Source organism: Pararhizobium mangrovi (assembly GCF_006516965.1).
Lineage (GTDB): Bacteria > Pseudomonadota > Alphaproteobacteria > Rhizobiales > Rhizobiaceae > Pararhizobium_B > Pararhizobium_B mangrovi.
Genome location: NZ_VHLH01000044.1, coordinates 1 through 20,032, shown reverse-complemented (window position 1 = coordinate 20,032; position 20,032 = coordinate 1). Strand labels below are relative to the sequence as shown.

Below are 20,032 nucleotides of genomic sequence, written 5' to 3'. Positions count from 1 at the left end.
GCGCTACGACAAGCTGGCAAGGAACTTTCTCGCCGCCGTCGCTCTCGCATCGGCAAGACTGTGGATGCGAACTTATGAGTCCACTACCTAGCGCCTTTCCGACCGGCACGGAAGCGTTCTAGGCGACCTCGTACGCCGCTGCCCGGTCCGCAGCCTGGCCGGCTAGGATCTCGCGCACCTTGTCGACCAGCGCATCCTCCGGCACCGCGACCTGCGCGGCGCGTGCCTCCCGCCAGGCGGCATTGTCGGCGATCTCGCCGGAAAGCCGCTTGCCCTCGATCAGGTCCTTGATCTGAACCTCGCCGCGCGCGCGCTCGTCGCCGCCCTGGATGATCGCAAGCGGCGCGCCGCGCCGATCGGCGTATTTTAGCTGGTTGCCGAAGTTCTTCGGATTGCCCTGATACATCTCCGCCCGGATGCCGGCGTTCCGCAGTTCCTGCGTGAAGCGCTGGTAGCGCCCGAGGCTTTCCGTGTCGCGATCCATGACGCAGACGACGACCGGCGGCACGACGCCGCCATCGTCGAGCTTGCCGAGGTTCTTGAGCGCCGTCATCAGCCGCGAAACGCCGATCGAAAAGCCCGTCGCCGGCACGTCCTGCCCGGTGAAGCGCTTGACGAGCCCATCATACCGTCCGCCGCCGCCGACCGAGCCAAAGCGCACGATCTCGCCCTTCTCGTTGGGGATCTCGGCGAGTAGCTCGGCCTCGAAGACGGGGCCGGTGTAGTATTCGAGGCCGCGGACGCAGGAGGGGTCGATCTGGACTCGACCGTCATCATAACCTGCTGCTTTAACTAATGAGCGGATATCACGGAGTTCACGAACACCATTTCCACCTATATCTGCATCGATCACCAACTCTGAAATTGTATCAATCGCTGCTTCGAACATCGCGTTACTTTTTGTTCGGTCGAAGCGATAACGCCGTCCAACATTGGCGACGGAAACTCCAGCTCGAACGTAGCGAAGAATTTTTTTGGTGGCCTGTGGGCTCAACCCAGCGCCTTCTGTGAAATCACCGCTTTCATCCTTTCGCCCTTCTCTGAGCAGTTCTTCGACGCCTTCGACGCCAAATTTGTCGAGTTTGTCGATCGCCCTCAGTACCGTCAGCCGCGTCTCGGCATGCTCCTCACCGCCAATGCCGATCGCCTCCATCACGCCGTCGAGCACCTTGCGGTTGTTGACGCGGATGACGTAGTCGCCGCGCGCAATGCCGAGCGCTTCCATCGTGTCGGCCATCATCATGCACATCTCGGCATCCGCCTGGACGCCGGGCGCACCGACCGTATCGGCATCGAACTGCATGAACTGGCGAAAGCGCCCCGGCCCCGGCTTTTCGTTCCTGAAGACGTACCCCGCCCGGTAGGTGCGATAGGGAAGCTGGATCGTGTTGATGTTTTCCGCCACGTGGCGCGCGAGCGGCGCCGTCAGGTCGTAGCGCAGGCTCATCCAATCGGCTTTATCCAGTCCGGTCGCGCCTGCGGCGCTCCTCGCCTCTTGTTCTTGCGCCCCGGTAGCACCTGCGGCGCTCTTCGGCTCTTGTTCTTGCGTCCCGGTAGCGCCCTCGACGCTCCTTGTCTCCTGTTGAGTCGCGGCCGTGGCGGCGTGCAGCACCGCGTCTTCGGCTGCCTGCCTCGCGGCCTTCTGTCGTTCTGCGTTCGGCGCCGTGCCGCCGGAAGGGACCTCCTCGTCGCGCAGCGAGAAGACGCCCTCGTTCGGGCGATCCGCGTCGGGCAGGAACTTGCCGAGTGCGTCGGTATATTCGAACATCGGCGTCTCGACGGGATCGAAGCCGTAGCGCTCGTAGACCTCGCGGATCTTCGCCATCATCGCCTCGGTGGCGCGGATGTCGCCCGGTCCGCGATCGACGAACCCGCGCGGCAGACGGGCCTTGAGACGGGCGGGCTTCTTTTTCTTCGCGCTCATGGGTCGGCGCTCCGGTTCGGCTGATGATACGAAAGGAATGTCGGAGATTTGCGGGCTTTCGTAGCGGAAGCGAGCGCATGCGGCAAGAAGCGGCGGAAGACGGCGCAAAATCGCCGGTTTGTCCCGGAACATCGCCGGTTCCGGCCGCGTTCGCCCATTCGTACGCGAACAGACGCAACATCGCCCGAAGGGCGTTCGACCTCTTTATGGCCGCCATCGATCCATCCTCGGCACGCACCCGCATGCCGGATCCCGCCCTCGTGATCGTCGTGCTTGCCTCGATCGGCTTCGGCACCGTTCCCTTCTTCATGCGGGGCCTGAGCGACGCGGGACTGATCGCGCCGGCCGTCGTCTTCTATCGCTACACCTTCACCGCCATCCTGCTGGCGCCGTTCCTGCGCTTTTCCGGCGCCATGCGCTCGGCTTCGCTCTGGGGGTTCTTCTCGGGCGCGATGGTGGCGCTCGGCTGGATCGGTTACGTCGAGGCGCTGAAGGTCCTGCCGGTCTCCACCGTCGGCGTCATCTACATGACCTATCCCGTCTTCACGATCGCGGAGGGCTGGCTGTTCTTCGGCGAGCGACCGCAGGGGCGCTCCCTTGTCGCCGGTGGCATGATCGTGCTGGGCGCGGCGCTCGCCAGCACGCCCGCCTCCGTGCCGATGGACAAGCTGCCCTATCTCCTCGTCGCCTTTACAGCGCCCTTCGCCTTCGGCACCGGCATCAACATCCTGGCGCGCAAGATGTTCGCCATCCCGCCGCTGTCGCGACTGGCCTGCAAGTCCTTGGGCTCGGTCGTTGGGCTCGGGCCGCTGATCCTGCTTTCCCCGCTCGCCGCCGTCGTGCCGGCCGGCGCGCACGACTGGGCGCTGATCGCCGGCATCGCGGTGATCACCGCACTCGTGCCGCAGCTCCTCTACAACATCTACGCACCGAAGATCGGCGCGACGCTGACGGCGGCGGCCGGTAGCATCGAGCTGCCGACCATGTTCGTCGTCGGCGCCATGGCCTTTTCCGAGCCGATCGGGCCGCTCGAAGCGGTCGCCGGTGCGCTCGTCATTGCCGCGATCCTGATCACGCCACGCCAGCGCCCCGGCACCCCGGAGGCAAGCGGGCGTCGACGCCACCTCTTCCGCACCCGCATGAGCTGACGACGCGGCGGGACGTCGCGTCGGTACCGGCGGCCTTGTTCCGCCTCCGCCCATGGATATGGTGGCGCCATTTCCGGACGATCGGAAGCCCGGGCAGCGGGGAGACCATGTGAGCCATCGCTTCGACGACCCTTTCATGCCGGCCGCCGCCTTCGGGGCGGACGAGCGGGCCGGCGTCTATCGCGCCATCGAGACGCGACGCGACGTGCGCAACGAGTTCCTGCCCGATGCGCTGCCGGCAGCGCTCGTCCGGCGCCTGCTGGAGGCGGCCCACCATGCCCCTTCGGTCGGCTTCATGCAGCCCTGGAACTTCATCCTCCTGCGCGAGCGCGAACGGCGCGAAGCCGTCCACCGGCTCTTCTCGCATGCGAACGACGAGGCGGCGGCGATGTTCGGGGACGAGCGCGGCCGCGCCTACCGAGCGCTGAAGCTCGAGGGTATCCTCGCCGCGCCGCTCAACATCTGCGTGACCTGCGACCGAACGCGCGGGGGCCGCGTCGTGCTCGGCAAGACCCACAACCCGGAGATGGACCTCTATTCCACCGTCTGCGCGGTGCAGAACCTCTGGCTCGCCGCCCGTGCCGAAGGTGTCGGCGTCGGCTGGGTCAGCATCTACCATGCCGACGAGCTGAAGGCGTTGCTGAACGTCCCCGACCATGTCGCGATCGTTGCCTATCTGTGCGTGGGCTATGTCGACCAGCTCTACGCCCGCCCCGAACTCGCCGAAAAGGGCTGGCGCGAGCGCCTGCCGCTCGACGAGCTGATCTTCGAGGAAGGCTGGCCCGAAGGCGGGCGCGAGACCGCCGTCACCCCGGACGAATGAAGGCCGCGCGCTCGGCTTCGATCTCGGGGCGGCAAAAGCAACCCTCGATATGGTCGTTCACGAGACCCATGGCCTGCATGAAGGCGTAGACCGTCGTTGGGCCGACGAAGGTGAAGCCGCGCTTCTTCAGGTCCTTCGAGATACGCACGGATTCTTCGCTCGTCGGGTTGTCGCGCAGATGCGCCCGGTCCACGTTTGCCGGACGCGCCGCCGCGCCCGGTTCGTGCGACCAGAAATAGGCCGCGAGCGAACCGAACTCCGCCTGCAGGGAAAGCGCACGCTGTGCATTGTTGACGGTCGAGACGATCTTGCCGCGATGGCGGATGATGCCGGAATCGCCGACGCACCGCTCCACGTCGTCGTCGGTGAAGGCTGCGACACGGGCGATCTCGAAATTCGCGAAGGCGGCGCGGAAGTTGTCCCGTTTCCTGAGGATGGTGAGCCAGGAAAGCCCCGCCTGGAAGCCTTCCAGGCAGATCTTCTCGAACAGGCGCCGGTCGTCGGCGACCGGCCGGCCCCATTCCTCGTCGTGATAGCGCATGTATTCGCCGTCGCCGCCGTGCCAGAAGCAGCGCGCGCGTCCGTCCGGTCCTTCGATCAGCCCGTCGCTCTCGGTTGTCTCCGCCATGCTTTGCCTTCGCCTGCCATTGCCGATTAACGCCTCGTTTACCGGACCGATCAACTGGTTGTTAACCCTTCCGCACGGCTTTCGCCTGCCCGGTGCCGCGATTCACTCTTTTCGAAACGTTGTCGCGCCATCTTTCGGCCATGGATCGTGTTGGCCTTCGTGCCCGCGCGATACGCATGATCGAACCGGGACGACGAGGCAACGACGGCTCATGGCTAAATTCCTTTTCCTTGCAGGCGCATGCGCGGCGCTCGCGATCACGGCAGGCGGCACCGCGGCGAACGCCGCCCAGCGCTATGCCGAACGTCCGCCGATCGTTCTCAGCCCCGACCTGACCGCACCCTGGGTCACGCAGCTTCAGGGCCGACAGGCGGTGCGCCGCTACGAACGACGCGAGGCACGCCCGCGCGGGCACCTGCCGGTGACGAGCGAAGAGCAGATGTCGCAGATCCGTCGTGCGTCCCCGCAGCAACTCGCCGCGATCCCGCGCGGCGAGGATCCCCGCCAGATGCATATGGCGAAGCGCTACCTGCCGCGCATTGTGGAATACCGCACGAACCGGCCAGCCGGCACCATCGTCATCGATACGAGCGACAAGTTCCTCTATCTCGTTCTCGGCCACGGCATGGCCAAGCGCTACGGCGTCGGCGTCGGCCGGCCGGGCTTCGGCTGGGCGGGCACGCACCGGGTCTCGCGCAAGGCCGAGTGGCCGGGCTGGACGCCGCCGAAGGAGATGATCGCCCGCGAGGCGAAGAACGGCCATTACCTGCCCGCGCACATGCCGGGCGGACCGAACAACCCGCTCGGCGCGCGCGCGCTCTATCTCGGCTCCACCCTCTACCGCATCCACGGCACCAACGCGCCCTGGACGATCGGCCACAACGTTTCCTCGGGCTGCATCCGCATGCGCAACGAGGACGTGCTCGACCTTTACGATCGGGTCAGCGTCGGCACCGAGGTCGTCGTCCATAGGGGATAGCGTCGGTACCCCCGTCCGGCGTGGTCCCCGATGCGCGGAACGAGCGCATCGCAGCGTCCGGTCCGCGAACCGAACGACCGGCCGATCATCCATTACCAAGGGCATCGCCTGCACGATCGCGGCCATCACAAGCCGGATGGCGATCCCGTCTCATCGACAAAAGCGCCGAAGGCCGTTTCCCCGGCGGCCGAGGCCAATGGCAGAAAAGGCAACATCACCATGCGACCCCTCCTGACCCTTCTTGCCGCTGCGGCACTCGCCACCGGCTTCGCGGGCGCGGCGAACGCGGCCCCTGGGCGAACCGACGCCGGCTCGCCCTACACGCATATCGAGCGTGCGAGCGCCCACCAGCCGGCACCGGCCTATCGCCGCACGACGGTGCGCTTCAGCACGAACGTCGATCCGGGCTCCGTCATCGTCGATACGCGCTCGAAGCATCTCTACTACGTCAAGGACGACGGCACGGCGATCCGCTACGGCGTCGGCGTCGGTCGCGACGGCTTCCGCTGGTCGGGCAAGATGCATGTCGGGCGCAAGGCCGAGTGGCCGAGCTGGACGCCGCCCGGCCGCATGATCCGCCGCGAGGCGAAGAAGGGCATCCAGATTCCGCATCACGTGAAGGGCGGGCCGAACAACCCGCTCGGCGCCCGCGCGCTCTACCTCTATCGCAGCGGCCACGATTCGCTCTACCGCATCCACGGCACCAACCAGCCGCGCTCCATCGGCAAGTTCATGTCGTCCGGCTGCATCCGGATGATGAACCAGGACGTCGAGGACCTCTATGCCCGCGTTCCGAAGGGCACGACGGTCTACGTCATCGGCCCCGGCAAGCGCGAAGGTCGCGTCTACTACCGCGACCTCGGCTCGAACCGATCAATCTTCTAGAGCATCGGCAACAAACGGGGACGGGCCTGTCTGGCTCGTCCCCGTTTTCGTTCGAACGAACCTATTCGGCTTGGCCGGCGCCGTAGACCGATTGTGCATCGCGATAAAGGGCGTGGCGCGAGCCAGAGCGCAGATACATCATGTGCCCGCCGGGATAGACGGCGGTGCGGATCGGTGCCGCGCCTTTGAGCGGCGGCAACTGGTTCACGAGGTAGCGCGAGACCATGTAGGGCGTGACGAGATCGGTATAGCCGTTGACGATCAGCACCTTCATCGACGGGTTCAGCGCACGCGCCTCCTGCAGGTCGTCCAGCGCGTCGGCATAGCCCTGGCTCGACGCGTCGCCGCCATAGTCCCATTTGCCGGCGATCTCCTTGTTGAGAAGGCGGTAGCTTACCTTGGTGCGGTAGTTCAGTGCCGTGCGCACATAGTTCACGAACGCGCCGGTGACGACGGGCACGCTGCGCTCCAGGATCGGATCCGGCGTGCGGTCCCGATCGGAATCGGGGGCAATGTCGGCCGTTTCCACCGTTCCGTCGTAGATGCTGAGGATCTCGCCGTCCGCACGGTCGTACCAGCGCACGAAATCCGTGGCCGACACGCGTGCGTCGCGTTCGCGTACCCTTGCGAGCGGCAACCCGGTGATCTCGGCCACGCGCTCGCTCGCCGCGCGGCCACCGGCGCTTCTGCCGCTCGCGAGCGCCGTCAGGTAGCCGTGAAGCGCGTAATCCTGCACTGCGGCGATGCGCTTGCCGAAAGCCTCGCCGGTGACGCCGTGTTTCGCGAGGTTCACGGCCGCCATCGACGGCAGCAAAAGGGCCGGATCGAGCGGGCGATGGTCGCCGCCGTAGATGAAGGAGAAGTCGAGCGCCGGCGAAATCATCGTGATGCCCTCCGGCGTGATGCCGGTATCCTCCTGCAGCGTTCTCGCAAGAAGCGCCGCGCGGAACCCGCCATAGCTTTCGCCCGCCAGATAGACCGGCGAGGCCGTGCGCCCGGCCTGAAGGAGATAGAGCCGGATGAAGGCCGCCATCGCCTGAGCGTCCGTGCGCACGCCCCAGAAGTCGCTTTCCTTCTGTCCGGGTGCGGCACGGCTGTACCCGGTTCCGACCGGATCGACGAAGACGAGGTCGCTCATCGTCAGCCACGTGTCAGGGTTGTCTTCGAGTTCCTGCGGCGGCGCACGGAACGAGCCGTCCTCGTTCGTCTTCAGGACCCGGGGCCCGAGCGCGCCGAGCTGAAGATAAGCCGATGCGGCGCCCGGCCCGCCATTGAAGACGAAGGTGATCGGGCGGCTTCCGCCACCGTTCTGTCCATCACTGCCCTTTCCATCGGTATTCGAGCCATCCTCCGCCCGATAGGCGACGTAGAAGATACGCGCCGTGGGCGAGCCGTCGCCGGCAAGAAGCGGCAGCGTGCCCGCCTCAGCCGTATAGGCGAGCGTCTTGCCGTCGACGGTAATCGAATGCTCGGTCTTCGCAGTGTCGGGCAGAAGCGAGAAGATGCCTGGCCCGCTGCCGCTCGCATCGCCTTTCCGGTCCGCGCCATGCGGCGACTGGGCCGAAGCAGGGGACGCGCCGGCGAGAAGCGCGAAGGCAAGGCTACCGGCGGCGAGAAAGCGTGCGATATCCATGAAAGAACCTTTCCCGTGACGTCGTAACGGGACCATCTAGAGCAGCAACGGCGGTTTTGTGAAACCTCGGCCATACGGTCCGTACCGTCACACGGACGTGATCGTTCGGCCTCGGCATAGCTGGGCATCTCCTCCGCATTGGGGGAAGATCACATGGTGCTATCTTCCTGCCGAACCGTTTACGCCGATGCCCTCAGGCCGATCGCCGCCCCAGGCCCAGTCAAGCAGCGCGACGGTATGAACCACCGGCATGCCGACCGCACCGGCAAGCTGGGTGATGCAGCCGATGTTACCGGTGGCGACCATGTCGGCCGCGGTCGCCTTCAGGTTCCCAGCCTTGCGATCACGCAGCTTCGCCGCGATCTCGGGCTGGGTGATGTTGTAGGTGCCGGCAGAACCGCAGCACAGATGCGCTTCGGCCGGCGTCTTGACGGTGAAGCCCGCCTGTTCCAGAAGCGCCCGCGGCTCGCGGGTGACGCGCTGTCCGTGCTGCATGGAACAGGCCGAATGGTAGGCGACGGTCAGGCCACTCGTGTTCGTCGGCGCCGGCAGATCGAGTGTGACCAGGAATTCCGTGACGTCCACCGCCAGTTCCGAGACGCGGGCCGCCTTCTCCGCGTAATCGGTGTCGGTGCGCAGCATGTGGCCGTAGTCCTTGATGGTCGTGCCACAGCCGGACGCGGTGATGATCACGGCATCGAGCCCGCCGCCTTCGATCTCGCGCGTCCAGACGTCGACGTTGCGGCGCGCATCGGCGAGCGCTTCGGCCTCGCGGCCCATGTGGTGGACGAGTGAGCCGCAGCACCCCTCGCCCTTCGGCACGACGACCTCGACGCCGAGCCGTGTCAAAAGCGCGATGGTGCGTTCGTTGATCGCCGGGTCGAGCACCGGCTGCGCGCAACCCGTCAGCAGCGCGACGCGGGCCCGGCGCTCCCCCTTTGCCGCATGGACACCCGGCTCCTGCGCCGGCGAAGGCTCGGGCACGGCACGCGGCGCGAGGTCGAGCATAGCGCCGAGCGGCCGCAACGGCTTCACGGCCTTGAAGAGCCGCGCGAACGGTCGTGCGACCCGCGCTGCCGAAAGTGCCAGGCGAAAGCGCTTCGGATAAGGAAGGACGGCGGCGAGCAGGCCGCGCGTCATCCGGTCGGCGAACGGCCGCCGATAGGTTCGCTCGATGTGCTGGCGCGCATGGTCGACGAGGTGCATGTAGTTCACGCCGGAAGGGCACGTCGTCATGCAGGCGAGGCAGGAGAGGCACCGGTCGATATGCGTGACGGTCTCCGCGTCCGCCGGCCGGTCGTTCTCTAGCATGTCCTTGATGAGGTAGATCCGCCCGCGCGGACTGTCGAGCTCGTTGCCGAGCGTCACATAGGTCGGACACGTCGCCGTGCAGAACCCGCAATGCACACATTTGCGCAGGATCTGCTCGGAATGCGCGGTATCCGGATCGGCAAGCTGGGCGAGGGAGAAGTTCGTCTGCATGGCTTCACTCCCGGCCCTATATATCCGCGACCATGCGCCCCGGCTCCAGGACGCCCGTCGGATCGAACTGGGCCTTAAGACGCTTCGACAGCGCGTGGAGCGCCGCCGGCTGCGGCTGGAAGACCGGGACGGCGGCGCGGATGGCCGGGTCGGCGCGCACCAGCGTCGCGTGGCCACCGCCGTTTGCCGAAAGATGCCGGCGCACCAGTTCGGCTTCGGGATCGCTCTCCATGCGCATCCAGACCAGCCCGCCCTGCCAGTCGTAGAAGGCGTCGACGCCCGCCTCCATCCTCAGCGCCATGACGAAGGCGTGGGCACTCGCAGGCGCGGTGGAAACGCGCCAGATGGGTCGCGCCGTCCCGTCGGCATAGGGTTTCACGTCGCGCACCTCGCGCCAGAGCTGGCGGGACGTCTCGGCATTGAGCCACTCGACGCGCAAGGCCTTGAAGATCGCCGCCAGCCGTTCGAACCGGGCTTCGACGGATGGCGCGAAGCCGTCGATGCGCAAGACCGTGGCCGAGGCCGACAGCACACCGCCGACGAAGGACCGGCGTACCGTCTCCGGCAGGTGGGCTGCGGCCGAGACTTCCGCCACCGAGCCCATGGCGAGCGCCATCACTTCGCAGGCCTGCGCATCGTCGAGGCCGAGAAGCACCAGCGTCGTCTCGCTTTCGGCACGCGGCAGCACCTTGAAGGTGAGTTCGGTGGCGACGGCGAGCGTGCCCCAGGCGCCGGCGAGACCTTTCGAGAGATCGTAGCCGGTGACGTTCTTCACCACGCGTCCGCCGGACTTGACGATGTCGCCACGCCCGGTGACGGCGCGAATGCCGAGCACGTGGTCGCGCGCCGCGCCGTTTCGAATACGGCGCGGGCCGGCGAGGTTCGCCGAGAACAGCCCGCCGAGCGTGCCGCGACCCGCCTCGCCGCCGAGCAGCGGTCCGTAGTCCATCGGCTCGAAGGCGAATTCCTGGTAATTCTCGGCAAGCAAGGCGTGCAATTCCGCGACCGGCGTACCGGCCTTCGCCGAAAGCACCAGTTCCTCCGGCTCGTAGAGCGTCATGCCGGAAAGCGCGGAGAGATCGAGCGTGTTCGCCGCCTGCACCGGCCGGCCGATCGCAGCCTTCGATCCATGCCCGCGCACGGCAAGCGGGGTCTGTTCCGAAACCGCCCATGAGACGGCGTCGCGCACCTGCTCTTCCGTCTCCGGCCGAAAGGTATGGCCGGCCTCCTCGACTTTCGCGGCAGCGTCGTTCATGGCGCTCAGAACCGCGGAATGTCGGGGAACGGCATCTGGCCGCGATGGATGTGCATGCGGCCCATCTCGGCGCAGCGACGAAGCTGCGGGAACACCTTGCCGGGGTTCAGGAGATGCTTGTCGTCGAAGGCGCATTTCACCCGCATCTGCTGGTCGAGATCGGTCTCGTTGAACATCGTCCCCATCAAATCGCGCTTCTCGACGCCGACGCCGTGCTCGCCGGTCAGGACGCCGCCGACCTCGACGCACAGCTTCAGGATGTCGGCGCCGAATTCCTCCGCGCGTTCCAGTTCGCCCGGCTCGTTCGCGTCGTAGAGGATCAGCGGATGCAGATTGCCGTCGCCGGCGTGGAAGACGTTCGCCACGCGCAGGCCGTAGTGGCCGGAAAGCTCGCGCATGCGCGCAAGCACCCGCGGCAGTTCCTTGCGCGGGATCGTGCCGTCCATGCAGTAATAGTCCGGCGAGATGCGCCCGACGGCCGGGAACGCCGCCTTGCGCCCGGCCCAGAACGTCGCGCGTTCCTCGTCGCTCATGGAGATGCGGCAGGTCGTCGAGCCATTCTTCGCCGCGATCCGTTCGACCACGTCGATGAGGTGATCGACCTCCTCGACGCAGCCGTCGAGCTCGACGATCAGGAGCGCCTCGACGTCGAGCGGATAGCCGGCCTTGACGAAATCCTCCGCCGCCGCGATCGCCGGCTTGTCCATCATCTCCATGCCGCCCGGAATGATGCCGGCGGCGATGATGTCGGCCACGCACTGTCCGCCCGCCTCGCTCGACGGAAAGCCGATCAGCAGCGCACGTGCCGTCTCCGGCCTTTTCAGGATACGCACGGTGACTTCGGTCACGACGCCGAGCAGGCCCTCGGAGCCCGTCATCAACGCGAGGAAATCGTAGCCCTCGCTGTCGAGGTGCTTGCCGCCTAGGCGGATCACCTCACCGGTGACGAGCACCATTTCGAGGCCGAGCAAATTGTTCGTCGTCAGACCGTATTTCAGACAGTGCACGCCGCCTGAATTCTCCGCGACATTGCCGCCGATCGAACAGGCGATCTGCGAGGAGGGATCGGGCGCGTAGTAGAACCCTTCGTCCTGAACGGCCGTCGTAATGCCGAGATTGGTGACGCCCGGCTGCGCGCGCACGGCGCGGTTGTCATAGTCGATCTCGAGCACCTGATTGAAGCGCGACATGACGAGGAGCACGGCGTCTTCCAGCGGCAGCGCGCCGCCCGAGAGCGAGGTGCCAGAGCCGCGCGGCACGACGCGGATCTCGTTTTCGTGGCAATAGGCGAGCACGCGAGAGACCTGATCCACCGTCTCCGGCAGCACGACGACGAGGGGAAGCTGGCGATAGGCCGTCAGCCCGTCGTTCTCGAAGGCGCGCATGGAATTGGTCGCGTCGACGACGCCCTCGCCGGGCACGATCGCGCGCAGATCGCCGACGATCGCCTCGCGGCGCGAAAGCGTCTTCTCCTGAACTTCAGGCATGGCCGGCGTTGCCATGGCGTCTCCTCCCGATCGGCGACGTTTTGCCTGATTGCCGATATAGCGCCCGGACGGGCAAGCGTCGACCCGGCAACGGGCTCGCCGGCCGGCAATGACCGCGTGCAATTCTGCCCTGGCGCGTTGACCACGGCGCCGGCGGGTCTCAAGATGCATGCCGGTCGGCGGAAGATGCGGGCCACGGGAAGGAGCCACCATCCATGGAAGAACCGAGCGCCGGTCGGCGAACGCGAGCCGATGCGAAGAAGCCGACCGTCGGCCTCTTCGCGACCTGTCTGGTCGATCTCTTCCGCCCGAGCGTCGGCTTCGCCTCGGTCAAGCTTCTGGAGGATGCGGGCTGCCGGGTCGAGGTGCCGCTCGGCCAGACTTGCTGCGGCCAGCCGGCCTATAATTCCGGTGATCGCGCGGACACGGCGGCGATCGCCAAGCAGGTGATCGAAAGCTTCGAAGGGTTCGATTACGTCGTGGCGCCCTCCGGCTCCTGCGGCTCGACCATGAAGAAGCACTATCCCTGGCTGTTCGAGGAGGGCGATCCGTGGCGCGCGCGCGCCGAACGCTTCTCCGCGAAGGTGCACGAACTCGTCTCGTTCCTGACCGACGTGATGGGCATCACGGGTGTCGAAGGCCGGCTCGACCAGTCGGTGACCTATCACGATTCCTGTTCGGGCCTGCGCGAACTCGGCGTGCAAGCGCAGCCGCGCGCGCTTCTCAATTCGCTGGAAGGCGCGACGATCACCGAGATGAAGGACGCCAATGTGTGCTGCGGATTCGGCGGCACCTTCTGCGTGAAGTATCCCGACATCTCCAACACGATCGTGACCAAGAAGATGAAGGCGATCACCGATACCGGCGCGGACATGCTGCTTGCCGGCGATATGGGCTGCCTCATGAACATGGCCGGCAAGCTGAAGCGCGAGGGCTCCAACGTCGAGGTCCGCCACGTGGCGGAAGTGCTCGCCGGTATGACGGACCAGCCGGCGATCGCCGGCGGAGGCAAGCGCTGATGGAACTGACCTCGCTCAAGTTCAAGGAGCAGTCGAGCGCGGCGATCGCCAATGCCGACCTGCAGCGCGCGCTCGGCAACGTCGAGAAGGGCTTCATCGACAAGCGCCGCAAATCGACCGACGCGCTACCGGAATTCGACCGGCTGCGCGACAACGCACGCGACATCAAGAACCACACGCTCGCCCATCTCGACCACTACCTCGAGGCCTACGAGGAAAAGGTGACGCAGTCCGGCGGCCACGTGCACTGGGCAGCGACGGCCGCCGAAGCGCGCGAGGCGGTGCTCGCGATCTGTCAGCAGCGCAAGGCGAAGACCGTCACCAAGGGCAAGTCGATGATCACCGAGGAGATCGGGCTCAACGACTTTCTCAGCGCAAACGACATCACGCCCGTCGAGACCGATCTCGGCGAATACATCATCCAGTTGCGCGGTGAACATCCGAGCCACATCATCGCGCCGGCCGTGCACGTGAACCGCGACCAGGTGGAGAGCGATTTTCGCCGCGTCCACACCCAGTTCGAGGCGGAACGCGACCTGACCGAGCCCGTCTCGCTGCTCGCCGAGGCGCGCGAGGTGCTGCGGCAGAAATATTTCGAGGCCGATATCGGCATCACCGGCGCGAACTTCCTCGTCGCCGAAACCGGTTCGTCCGTCATCGTCACCAACGAGGGCAATGGCGACCTGACCCAGACGCTCGGCAAGGTGCACATCGTCGTCGCCTCGATCGAGAAGGTCGTGCCGACGCTCGAGGACACCGCGCAGATCCTGCGCGTGCTTGCCCGTTCGGCGACCGGCCAGGACATGTCCGTCTACACTACGGTCTCGACAGGCCCGAAGCGCGCGGACGATCCGGACGGACCGGAGGAATACCACGTCGTCCTCGTCGACAACGGCCGCTCCGACATGCTCGGCACGGAGTATCAGGAAATGCTGCGCTGCATCCGTTGCGGCGCCTGCATGAACCATTGCCCGGTCTACCACGCCGTCGGCGGCCACGCCTACGGCTCTGTCTATCCGGGACCAATGGGTGCGGTACTTACCCCCTCCCTTCATGGCATCGACAAGTCCGGGCACCTGCCGAACGCCTCGACCTTCTGCGGGCGGTGCGAGGAAGTCTGCCCGATGCGCATTCCGCTGCCGAAGATGATGCGGCACTGGCGCGAGCAGGAGTTCGAGAAGCATCTGCAACCCTCGAAGGCTCGCTTCGGCCTCGGCATATGGGCCTATGTGGCACGGCGTCCGAAGCTTTATCGGCGGGCCGTCTCTCTCGCCATGCCGGTCCTTTCGCGTCTCGGCGGCGCGCGCCATCGCATCGCCCGCCTGCCGCTTGCCGGCGGCTGGACGCGCCACCGCGATCTTCCGGCACCCGAAGGCGCGACCTTCATGCAGCAATGGGCCGAGCGCCAGCGCCACGACAAGGGGTCGAAGGCGTGAGCGGGCGGGACGCGATCCTGTCGAAGATCCGCGCCTCGCTCGGGGCGGGTGGCGACGAGGCCGCGCGAAAGACGGCGGTCGCCGAGCGTCTCGCGGGCCATCCGCGCGGCGTGATCCCCGAACGCGGGCATCTGCCGGCGGCCGAGCGTCTCGCCCTCTTCCGTGACATGGCGATCAAGGCGAACGCGTCCGTCGCAACGCTTGCCGGCTACGATGCGTTGCCGGACGCCGTGCTGACCTATCTGCGTGAACGCAACCTGCCGGCGTCGGTGCGCATGGGAACCGATCCGCGGCTTGCGGAGGCGCCCTGGCACGAGGCCGCGACACTCGAAGTGAAGTCGGGGGCGAGCGACGGCGAGGACGTCACGGGTGTTTCCCACGCGCTCGGCGCAGTCGCGGAGACCGGTACATTGGCGCTGACGAGCGGCACGGACAATCCGACGACCGTCAATTTCCTGCCGGAACACCACCTCGTCGTCGTCGACGCGAAGGACGTGACCGGCGACCTCGAAAGTCTGTGGAGCGCACTGAGGACGAGCCGTGGCGACGGATCGATGCCGCGCACGGTCAACCTGGTCACGGGGCCGTCGCGCTCCGGGGACATCGAGCAGGTGCTTCTGATGGGCGCCCACGGCCCGCGTTCCGTCCACATCCTCGTGATCGATCCCGAAGGCACGATGCCGGCCGAACGCACGCCGTGATTGCCGTTCAGGCGGCAGCCCCCATCGGCCGGCCGATGCGGCTTGCCAGATAGACCGCAAAGCTCAGGCCGGCGATCCACGTCGTCGCCGGATAATCCACATAGTAGGAGGCGAGCAGGCCCAGCCACACCTGCACAACGGCAAGGACGACGCTGAGCGCAAGCCCCGTGCCGACGCGCCGCGTCCAGGCTTGCGCTGCCGCCGGCGGGCCGACGAAGATCGCGAAGGTGAGCAACGCGCCGATCACCGGCACGGCAACGGCGATGGAAAGCGCCAGCGTCAGCATGAAGGCAAGCGTCACAAGTTCGACCGGCACGCCGTGGGCGCGCGCGAAATCCTCGTTGATCGTGACGATGCGAAGCGGTCGGAACAGGATGGCGAGCAGCACCACGACCAGCACCGAGACGCCGATCGCCACCCACATCTGGCGTTCGCCGATGCCGAGCACGCTGCCGAAGAGGATGCCGAGCGCGGCATTGGCGTTGGCGCTGTAGATGTTGAGGAAGAGCACGCCGAGCCCGAGTGCCAGCATCAGGAGCATGCCGACGCCGAGATCGCGCTCGGAAAGCCGGGCGCCGACGAAGGTCAGCCACACGGCCGCGGCAAGCGTGGTGACGACGAGCCCGCCGAGCGGGGAAAAGCCGACGAGCTGCGCCCCGGCGGCACCCGCAAACCCGATATTGCCGAGCGCGTGCGCGGTGAAGGTCTGGCGCCTCAGCACCACGAAATAACCGACGAGCGAGCCGGCGATCGCAACCGCGGTGCCCGTCGCGAAGGCATTGCGCATGAAGCCGAGCGCCAGGAAGTCCGGCCAGTTCATCGTGCGGCGGCCACTTCTTCCGGTGCGGCCGCCATCACCGCGTCATCCTGCACGACGAAGCGCCGGCCGCGGGCCTCGAAGACCTCCATCGGCACGCCGTAGAGCTTCGTCAGCACCTCGCCGGTGACGACTTCCTCGATGGGGCCGATCACGCCACGCCCGCCGGCAAGGTAGAGCACGCGCTCGGCGATCCCGATCAGCGGGTTCACGTCGTGCGTGGAAAAGACGATCGTCAGGCCGAAGCGGTCGCGCAAGCGTGCGGCGAGGCCGACGACGGTGCGCTGGGCCGCCGGGTCGAGCTCGGCGAGCGGCTCGTCCATCAAGAGGATTTCCGGCCGGTTGACCAGCGCCTGTGCGAAGAGGAGGCGCCGACGCTGCCCGCCCGAAAGCGTGCCGAGGCGCCGGTCGGCGAGATCCTGCGCCTCGACCGCAGCGAGCGCTTCGCCGACAGCAAGGGCCGTCTCTCGGCGAGCAAGCGGCAGGCCGAGGCGGCGCGCGCGAAAGGCGGCGGCGACGAATTCGCGGCCGGCGAGCTGGTGTTCGTGGGCAAGCCGGGCGGATTGCGGCACGAGCCCGACATACCGGCGCGCCTCGCGCGGCGCGCGTCCGAGGATGCGCACCGAGCCCGCCTGCGGGCGCAGAAGCCCGAGCAGTGCCTCGAAAAGCGTGGTCTTGCCCGCCCCGTTCGGCCCGACGAGCACGGTCAGGCTCGCCGGCGGCACGGTGAAGGTCACGTCGCGAAAGGCGGGCATGCGCCCCCTTCCCGCCGCGAGGCCGGCGACCGCGATCGCCGGCTTCGCGCCTTCCGCGTCCTCAGGACGCACCGTCGAGGGCCTTCTTGATCGCGTCGAGCTGCTCGACCTGCCAGGCTGCATAGTCTTCCCCGTGAAGCGGTATGGCGCTAACGCCGACCGTCGGTACGCCGGCCTTCTTCGCCTCGTCGACGAGCCGGTCGGTCAGCTGGTTCGTCACCTGCACGTTGTAGACCAGAAGCGCAACCTTGTGACCCTTCAGCGCCTCGAGCGCCTCGTTCACCTGCTTGGCGCTCGGCTGGGTGCCGTGCATGTCGGCATAGGAAAGGCCGTGGAACTGCTCGGGGTAGCCGAGGAGGGCGAGCATGTAGCCATAGACCGGCACGGTGGATCCGATCGGCGTATCGGGATGATGGGCGATCAGGTCCTGAACCCGCGCGTAGATGGGCGTCAAGCTCTTCGCGAAGGCGTCGAGGCCCTTCTCGTAGGCATCGGCATTGTCCGGGTCGATCTTCGCCAGCGCCTTTTCGACGTGCCCCGCCGTCGCCAGCATGATGCGTGGGGAATAGAAGAGGTGCTCGTTCTTGTCCGGCAGGACGATGGAAGGGGCGGCGTCTTCGGCCTTGACGACGATGCGGCTTTCGCTCTCGGTCCCTTCCAGCAAATTGTCCATCCAGTGGTCGAAGCCGAGGCCGTTCATGACGACGAGATCGGCGCCGGAAAGCTCGCGACCGATCTTTGCCGTTCCTTCGAAGGCATGCGGGTTCACCGCGGGGCTGTCGATCAGCGAAACCACGTGGACGTGGTCGCCACCGATCGTTTGAACCATGCTGCCATAGCTGCTTTCGGCCGCGACGACGCGGACGGGTTGGCGGGCCATGGCCGGCAGCGCGGAAATGCACGCGCATGCACCGACGAGCATGGCTGCGAGATGACGAGACGTTGCTTTCATACCGATCTCCTGACGTGATAATGAACGTTATAACATAACATTCATGGTCCGCAAGAGTACCGGATGCCGGTGAATTGCAGGCAAGGCGGCAACAACGTGGCTGGGAGTGCCGAATAACACGGGTTCCACATCCACCTCCAACCAATGGTGTGAACTGCAAACACCCGATCGGTCGTTATCTCCCGCGATGCAATGCACATATTGCGGTGCATCACGCGATGAAAAAAGGAGAGTTACAATGAAAACGATGATCGCTGCACTCGCATTCGCCACGGCACTGACCGGAAGCGCCTTCGCCGCCAATGCCAGCGATTTCGTCCAGTCGCCCCGCTCGCCGGAAGCGCACGACCTCATGCCGAGCCAGAAAACGACCGTTCCGAACGTCGATCGTACGGTAACGGGCAGCATTACGAACACGGGCAACGCGCATTCGAACAACCCGCAGTTCGATTGCACGGGCGTCGTCTCGCTCCGCATCCAGGCCGAAGCGCCGACGGTTTGCAAGTAATCATCATCCGATCGCTGCCGCGAACGGTCGTGCACCGCACGCTTCTTTTCGGCTGATCGGGACGAGTTTCACCGGCGACCTCAAATCGACAGTGAACAATCCATCCATAAAAACGCCCATTATCATTCCTCGGTGACACCCCAAGTTAGGGGAGCACAAGGAAATGTCTCAAGGAAAAAGACCATGAAGAACGTCGCAACCATTACCCTCGCAGCCGCCACCCTCTTCGGCTCCGTCTTCGCAGCCAATGCCAGCGATTTCGTCCTTTCGCCGCGTTCGCCCGAGGCTCACGACCTGATGCCGAGCCAGAAGACCAACGACAACGTCGATCGGCTGACCACGGGCAGCGTAGCCACGACCACCACCGAGGGCGACAGCGCCTACGTCGATTGCCCCTTCGTCGTTTCGCCGCGCTATTCCGGCCAGGTGACGTACAGCTGCCGCTAAGCGACCGCTTTTCCGTTCGGACCCTGTCCGGACCATCAAGCCACCCCGCTCCGGGGTGGCTTTTCTGTTTTCAGCTGCAGGCTCCGCTCGGCAGCCGGCCGAACCGCGCTGCAACCGGTACGGCAGCGCTTCAGTCCCGCCCGAAAATGCGGTACGGCCCATCGAACGGCCGTGTTCGCGGCGGACCGCGCGTCGCCGTCGATCATGGATCACGAAGGAGGACACCGCGATGCTCGATCAGGTGACGGGAATGCGCGTCTTCCTCAGCGTCCATGCAGAGGGCAGTTTCGCCGCCGCCGCGCGCGCCATGCGCCTTTCGCAGACGATGGTCGGCAAGCACATCGACGCGATCGAGCAGCGGCTCGGCGTGCAGCTCCTGCGCCGTTCCACGCGCAGCCTGACGCTGACGGAGGCTGGCAGCTACTACCTGCGTTCGTGCCAGCACATCCTCGCAGAGATCGAGGATGCCGAGGAAGCGGTCGTCGCCGGCCAGTCCCAGCCGCGCGGCCATCTGCGCCTCAACGCCCCGGTTTCCTTCGGCACGCTGCACATCGCACCGCTGATGGCGGATTTTTCCGCGCTCTATCCGCAAGTGACGATCGAACTCGGGCTCAGCGACTATCTCGTGGGCGTCGTGCAGGAGGGGTGGGACCTCGTCATCCGCTTCGGCCCGCTCCCCAACTCGAACCTCAGGTCGCGCCCGCTCGCCTCTTGCGGCATCGTGGTCTGCGCCTCGCCCGGCTACCTTGCCACGCATGGCACGCCGCAGACGATCGACGACCTGAAGAGCTTCAATTGCCTCGGCTTCACGCTCGCCGAGCGCATCGGCGTCAATCACTGGACGTTCGGCGCGAACGGCGAAATCAGTGCGCCGGTCTCGGGAAACATGCGTTCCAACAGTTCCACGGCGCTGCGCGAGGCAGCGCTCGCCGGTCTCGGCATTGTCTCGCTGCCGAGCTATCTCGTCTGTCAGGATCTGCGCAAGGGCAATCTCGTCGCCATCGGCCTCGACCACCGGCCGACCCCGATCGGCGTCATCAACGCCGTCTTCGCCGACGACCGGCGCATGCCGCTGAAGACCCGCAAGATGATCGAGTTCCTCGCCGAACGTTTTGGCAAGACGCCGCCCTGGGAACGCGATCTCGACCTGCCT

At 66.2% G+C, this 20,032-nt stretch carries 19 protein-coding genes; 10 read left to right on the top strand and 9 right to left on the bottom strand.

Annotated features, from left to right (window positions below):
• Positions 1 to 118 precede the first annotated feature (118 nt).
• Positions 119 to 1,924 (bottom strand): histidine--tRNA ligase, encoded by a 1,806-nt coding sequence (gene hisS, locus FJU11_RS17270; protein WP_141168322.1) that lies wholly within the window; start codon positions 1,922 to 1,924, stop codon positions 119 to 121.
• Positions 1,925 to 2,130: 206 nt separating this feature from the next.
• On the opposite strand from hisS, the gene FJU11_RS17265 reads away from it, so the two are divergent.
• The gene (locus FJU11_RS17265) at positions 2,131 to 3,072 is read left to right on the top strand and encodes a DMT family transporter (RefSeq protein ID WP_141168321.1); all 942 of its coding nucleotides are present in this window, start codon (positions 2,131 to 2,133) and stop codon (positions 3,070 to 3,072) included.
• 136 nt (positions 3,073 to 3,208) lie between these two features.
• The gene (gene bluB / locus FJU11_RS17260; RefSeq protein ID WP_141168324.1) at positions 3,209 to 3,895 is read left to right on the top strand and encodes a 5,6-dimethylbenzimidazole synthase; all 687 of its coding nucleotides are present in this window, start codon (positions 3,209 to 3,211) and stop codon (positions 3,893 to 3,895) included.
• Here bluB and FJU11_RS17255 read toward each other — a convergent pair.
• A complete protein-coding gene (locus tag FJU11_RS17255) occupies positions 3,879 to 4,523 on the bottom strand; it encodes a DNA-3-methyladenine glycosylase I (protein WP_141168320.1) in 645 nt (214 codons plus the stop codon). The two genes, bluB and FJU11_RS17255, sit on opposite strands and share 17 nt — an antisense overlap.
• Before the next feature lie 211 nt (positions 4,524 to 4,734).
• Between FJU11_RS17255 and FJU11_RS17250 the strand changes: the two genes are divergently transcribed.
• Both FJU11_RS17250 and FJU11_RS17245 read left to right on the top strand, forming a co-directional pair.
• Entirely contained in the window at positions 4,735 to 5,502 is a 768-nt protein-coding gene (locus tag FJU11_RS17250) for a L,D-transpeptidase (protein ID WP_141168319.1), read from the top strand.
• Positions 5,503 to 5,721: 219 nt separating this feature from the next.
• Positions 5,722 to 6,387 (top strand): L,D-transpeptidase, encoded by a 666-nt coding sequence (locus FJU11_RS17245; protein ID WP_141168323.1) that lies wholly within the window; start codon positions 5,722 to 5,724, stop codon positions 6,385 to 6,387.
• Positions 6,388 to 6,448: 61 nt separating this feature from the next.
• Here the strand turns inward: FJU11_RS17245 and FJU11_RS17240 are convergent, their stop codons facing one another.
• The 4 genes from FJU11_RS17240 to FJU11_RS17225 all read right to left on the bottom strand — a co-directional run bounded on the left by FJU11_RS17240 (position 6,449) and on the right by FJU11_RS17225 (position 12,259).
• Positions 6,449 to 8,020, bottom strand: a complete 1,572-nt coding sequence (locus tag FJU11_RS17240; RefSeq protein ID WP_141168318.1) for a S10 family peptidase — start codon at positions 8,018 to 8,020, stop codon at positions 6,449 to 6,451.
• Positions 8,021 to 8,179: 159 nt separating this feature from the next.
• Positions 8,180 to 9,502, bottom strand: a complete 1,323-nt coding sequence (gene glcF / locus FJU11_RS17235) for a glycolate oxidase subunit GlcF (RefSeq protein ID WP_141168317.1) — start codon at positions 9,500 to 9,502, stop codon at positions 8,180 to 8,182.
• 16 nt (positions 9,503 to 9,518) lie between these two features.
• Positions 9,519 to 10,757 carry a glycolate oxidase subunit GlcE gene (gene glcE, locus FJU11_RS17230; RefSeq protein WP_141168316.1) on the bottom strand — a complete coding sequence of 413 codons (1,239 nt, stop codon included), beginning with the start codon at positions 10,755 to 10,757 and terminating at the stop codon, positions 9,519 to 9,521.
• 5 nt (positions 10,758 to 10,762) lie between these two features.
• Entirely contained in the window at positions 10,763 to 12,259 is a 1,497-nt protein-coding gene (locus FJU11_RS17225; protein ID WP_141168315.1) for an FAD-linked oxidase C-terminal domain-containing protein, read from the bottom strand.
• Between the two features lie 200 nt (positions 12,260 to 12,459).
• Between FJU11_RS17225 and FJU11_RS17220 the strand changes: the two genes are divergently transcribed.
• Genes FJU11_RS17220 through FJU11_RS17210 form a run of 3 tightly spaced genes read left to right on the top strand, consistent with a single transcriptional unit; the run spans position 12,460 to position 15,400 of the window.
• Entirely contained in the window at positions 12,460 to 13,263 is an 804-nt protein-coding gene (locus FJU11_RS17220; RefSeq protein ID WP_141168314.1) for a (Fe-S)-binding protein, read from the top strand.
• On the top strand, positions 13,263 to 14,699 hold the full coding sequence (locus FJU11_RS17215; RefSeq protein WP_141168313.1) for a LutB/LldF family L-lactate oxidation iron-sulfur protein: 1,437 nt from the start codon (positions 13,263 to 13,265) through the stop codon (positions 14,697 to 14,699). Before FJU11_RS17220 ends, FJU11_RS17215 begins: the two co-directional genes overlap by 1 nt.
• Positions 14,696 to 15,400: a LutC/YkgG family protein gene (locus FJU11_RS17210; RefSeq protein WP_141168312.1), complete on the top strand. Its 705-nt coding sequence runs from the start codon at positions 14,696 to 14,698 to the stop codon at positions 15,398 to 15,400. The genes FJU11_RS17215 and FJU11_RS17210 overlap by 4 nt, the downstream gene beginning before the upstream one ends.
• A 7-nt stretch (positions 15,401 to 15,407) precedes the next feature.
• Here the strand turns inward: FJU11_RS17210 and FJU11_RS17205 are convergent, their stop codons facing one another.
• From FJU11_RS17205 to FJU11_RS17195, 3 genes are all read right to left on the bottom strand, one after another.
• A complete protein-coding gene (locus FJU11_RS17205) occupies positions 15,408 to 16,220 on the bottom strand; it encodes a metal ABC transporter permease (protein WP_141168311.1) in 813 nt (270 codons plus the stop codon).
• Positions 16,217 to 16,972, bottom strand: a complete 756-nt coding sequence (locus FJU11_RS17200) for a metal ABC transporter ATP-binding protein (protein ID WP_181408234.1) — start codon at positions 16,970 to 16,972, stop codon at positions 16,217 to 16,219. Before FJU11_RS17200 ends, FJU11_RS17205 begins: the two co-directional genes overlap by 4 nt.
• A gap of 61 nt (positions 16,973 to 17,033) precedes the next feature.
• A complete protein-coding gene (locus FJU11_RS17195) occupies positions 17,034 to 17,924 on the bottom strand; it encodes a metal ABC transporter solute-binding protein, Zn/Mn family (RefSeq protein ID WP_141168309.1) in 891 nt (296 codons plus the stop codon).
• 238 nt (positions 17,925 to 18,162) lie between these two features.
• Here FJU11_RS17195 and FJU11_RS17190 point away from each other — a divergent pair, with 238 nt between their 5' ends.
• The 3 genes from FJU11_RS17190 to FJU11_RS17180 all read left to right on the top strand — a co-directional run.
• Positions 18,163 to 18,432, top strand: a complete 270-nt coding sequence (locus tag FJU11_RS17190) for a hypothetical protein (protein WP_141168308.1) — start codon at positions 18,163 to 18,165, stop codon at positions 18,430 to 18,432.
• Positions 18,433 to 18,615: 183 nt separating this feature from the next.
• Complete coding sequence (locus FJU11_RS17185; RefSeq protein ID WP_141168307.1) at positions 18,616 to 18,879, top strand: hypothetical protein; 264 nt, start codon at positions 18,616 to 18,618, stop codon at positions 18,877 to 18,879.
• A 229-nt stretch (positions 18,880 to 19,108) separates the two neighbouring features.
• Positions 19,109 to 20,032: LysR family transcriptional regulator (locus tag FJU11_RS17180; protein ID WP_141168306.1), on the top strand; the 924-nt coding region annotated here is incomplete at its 3' end.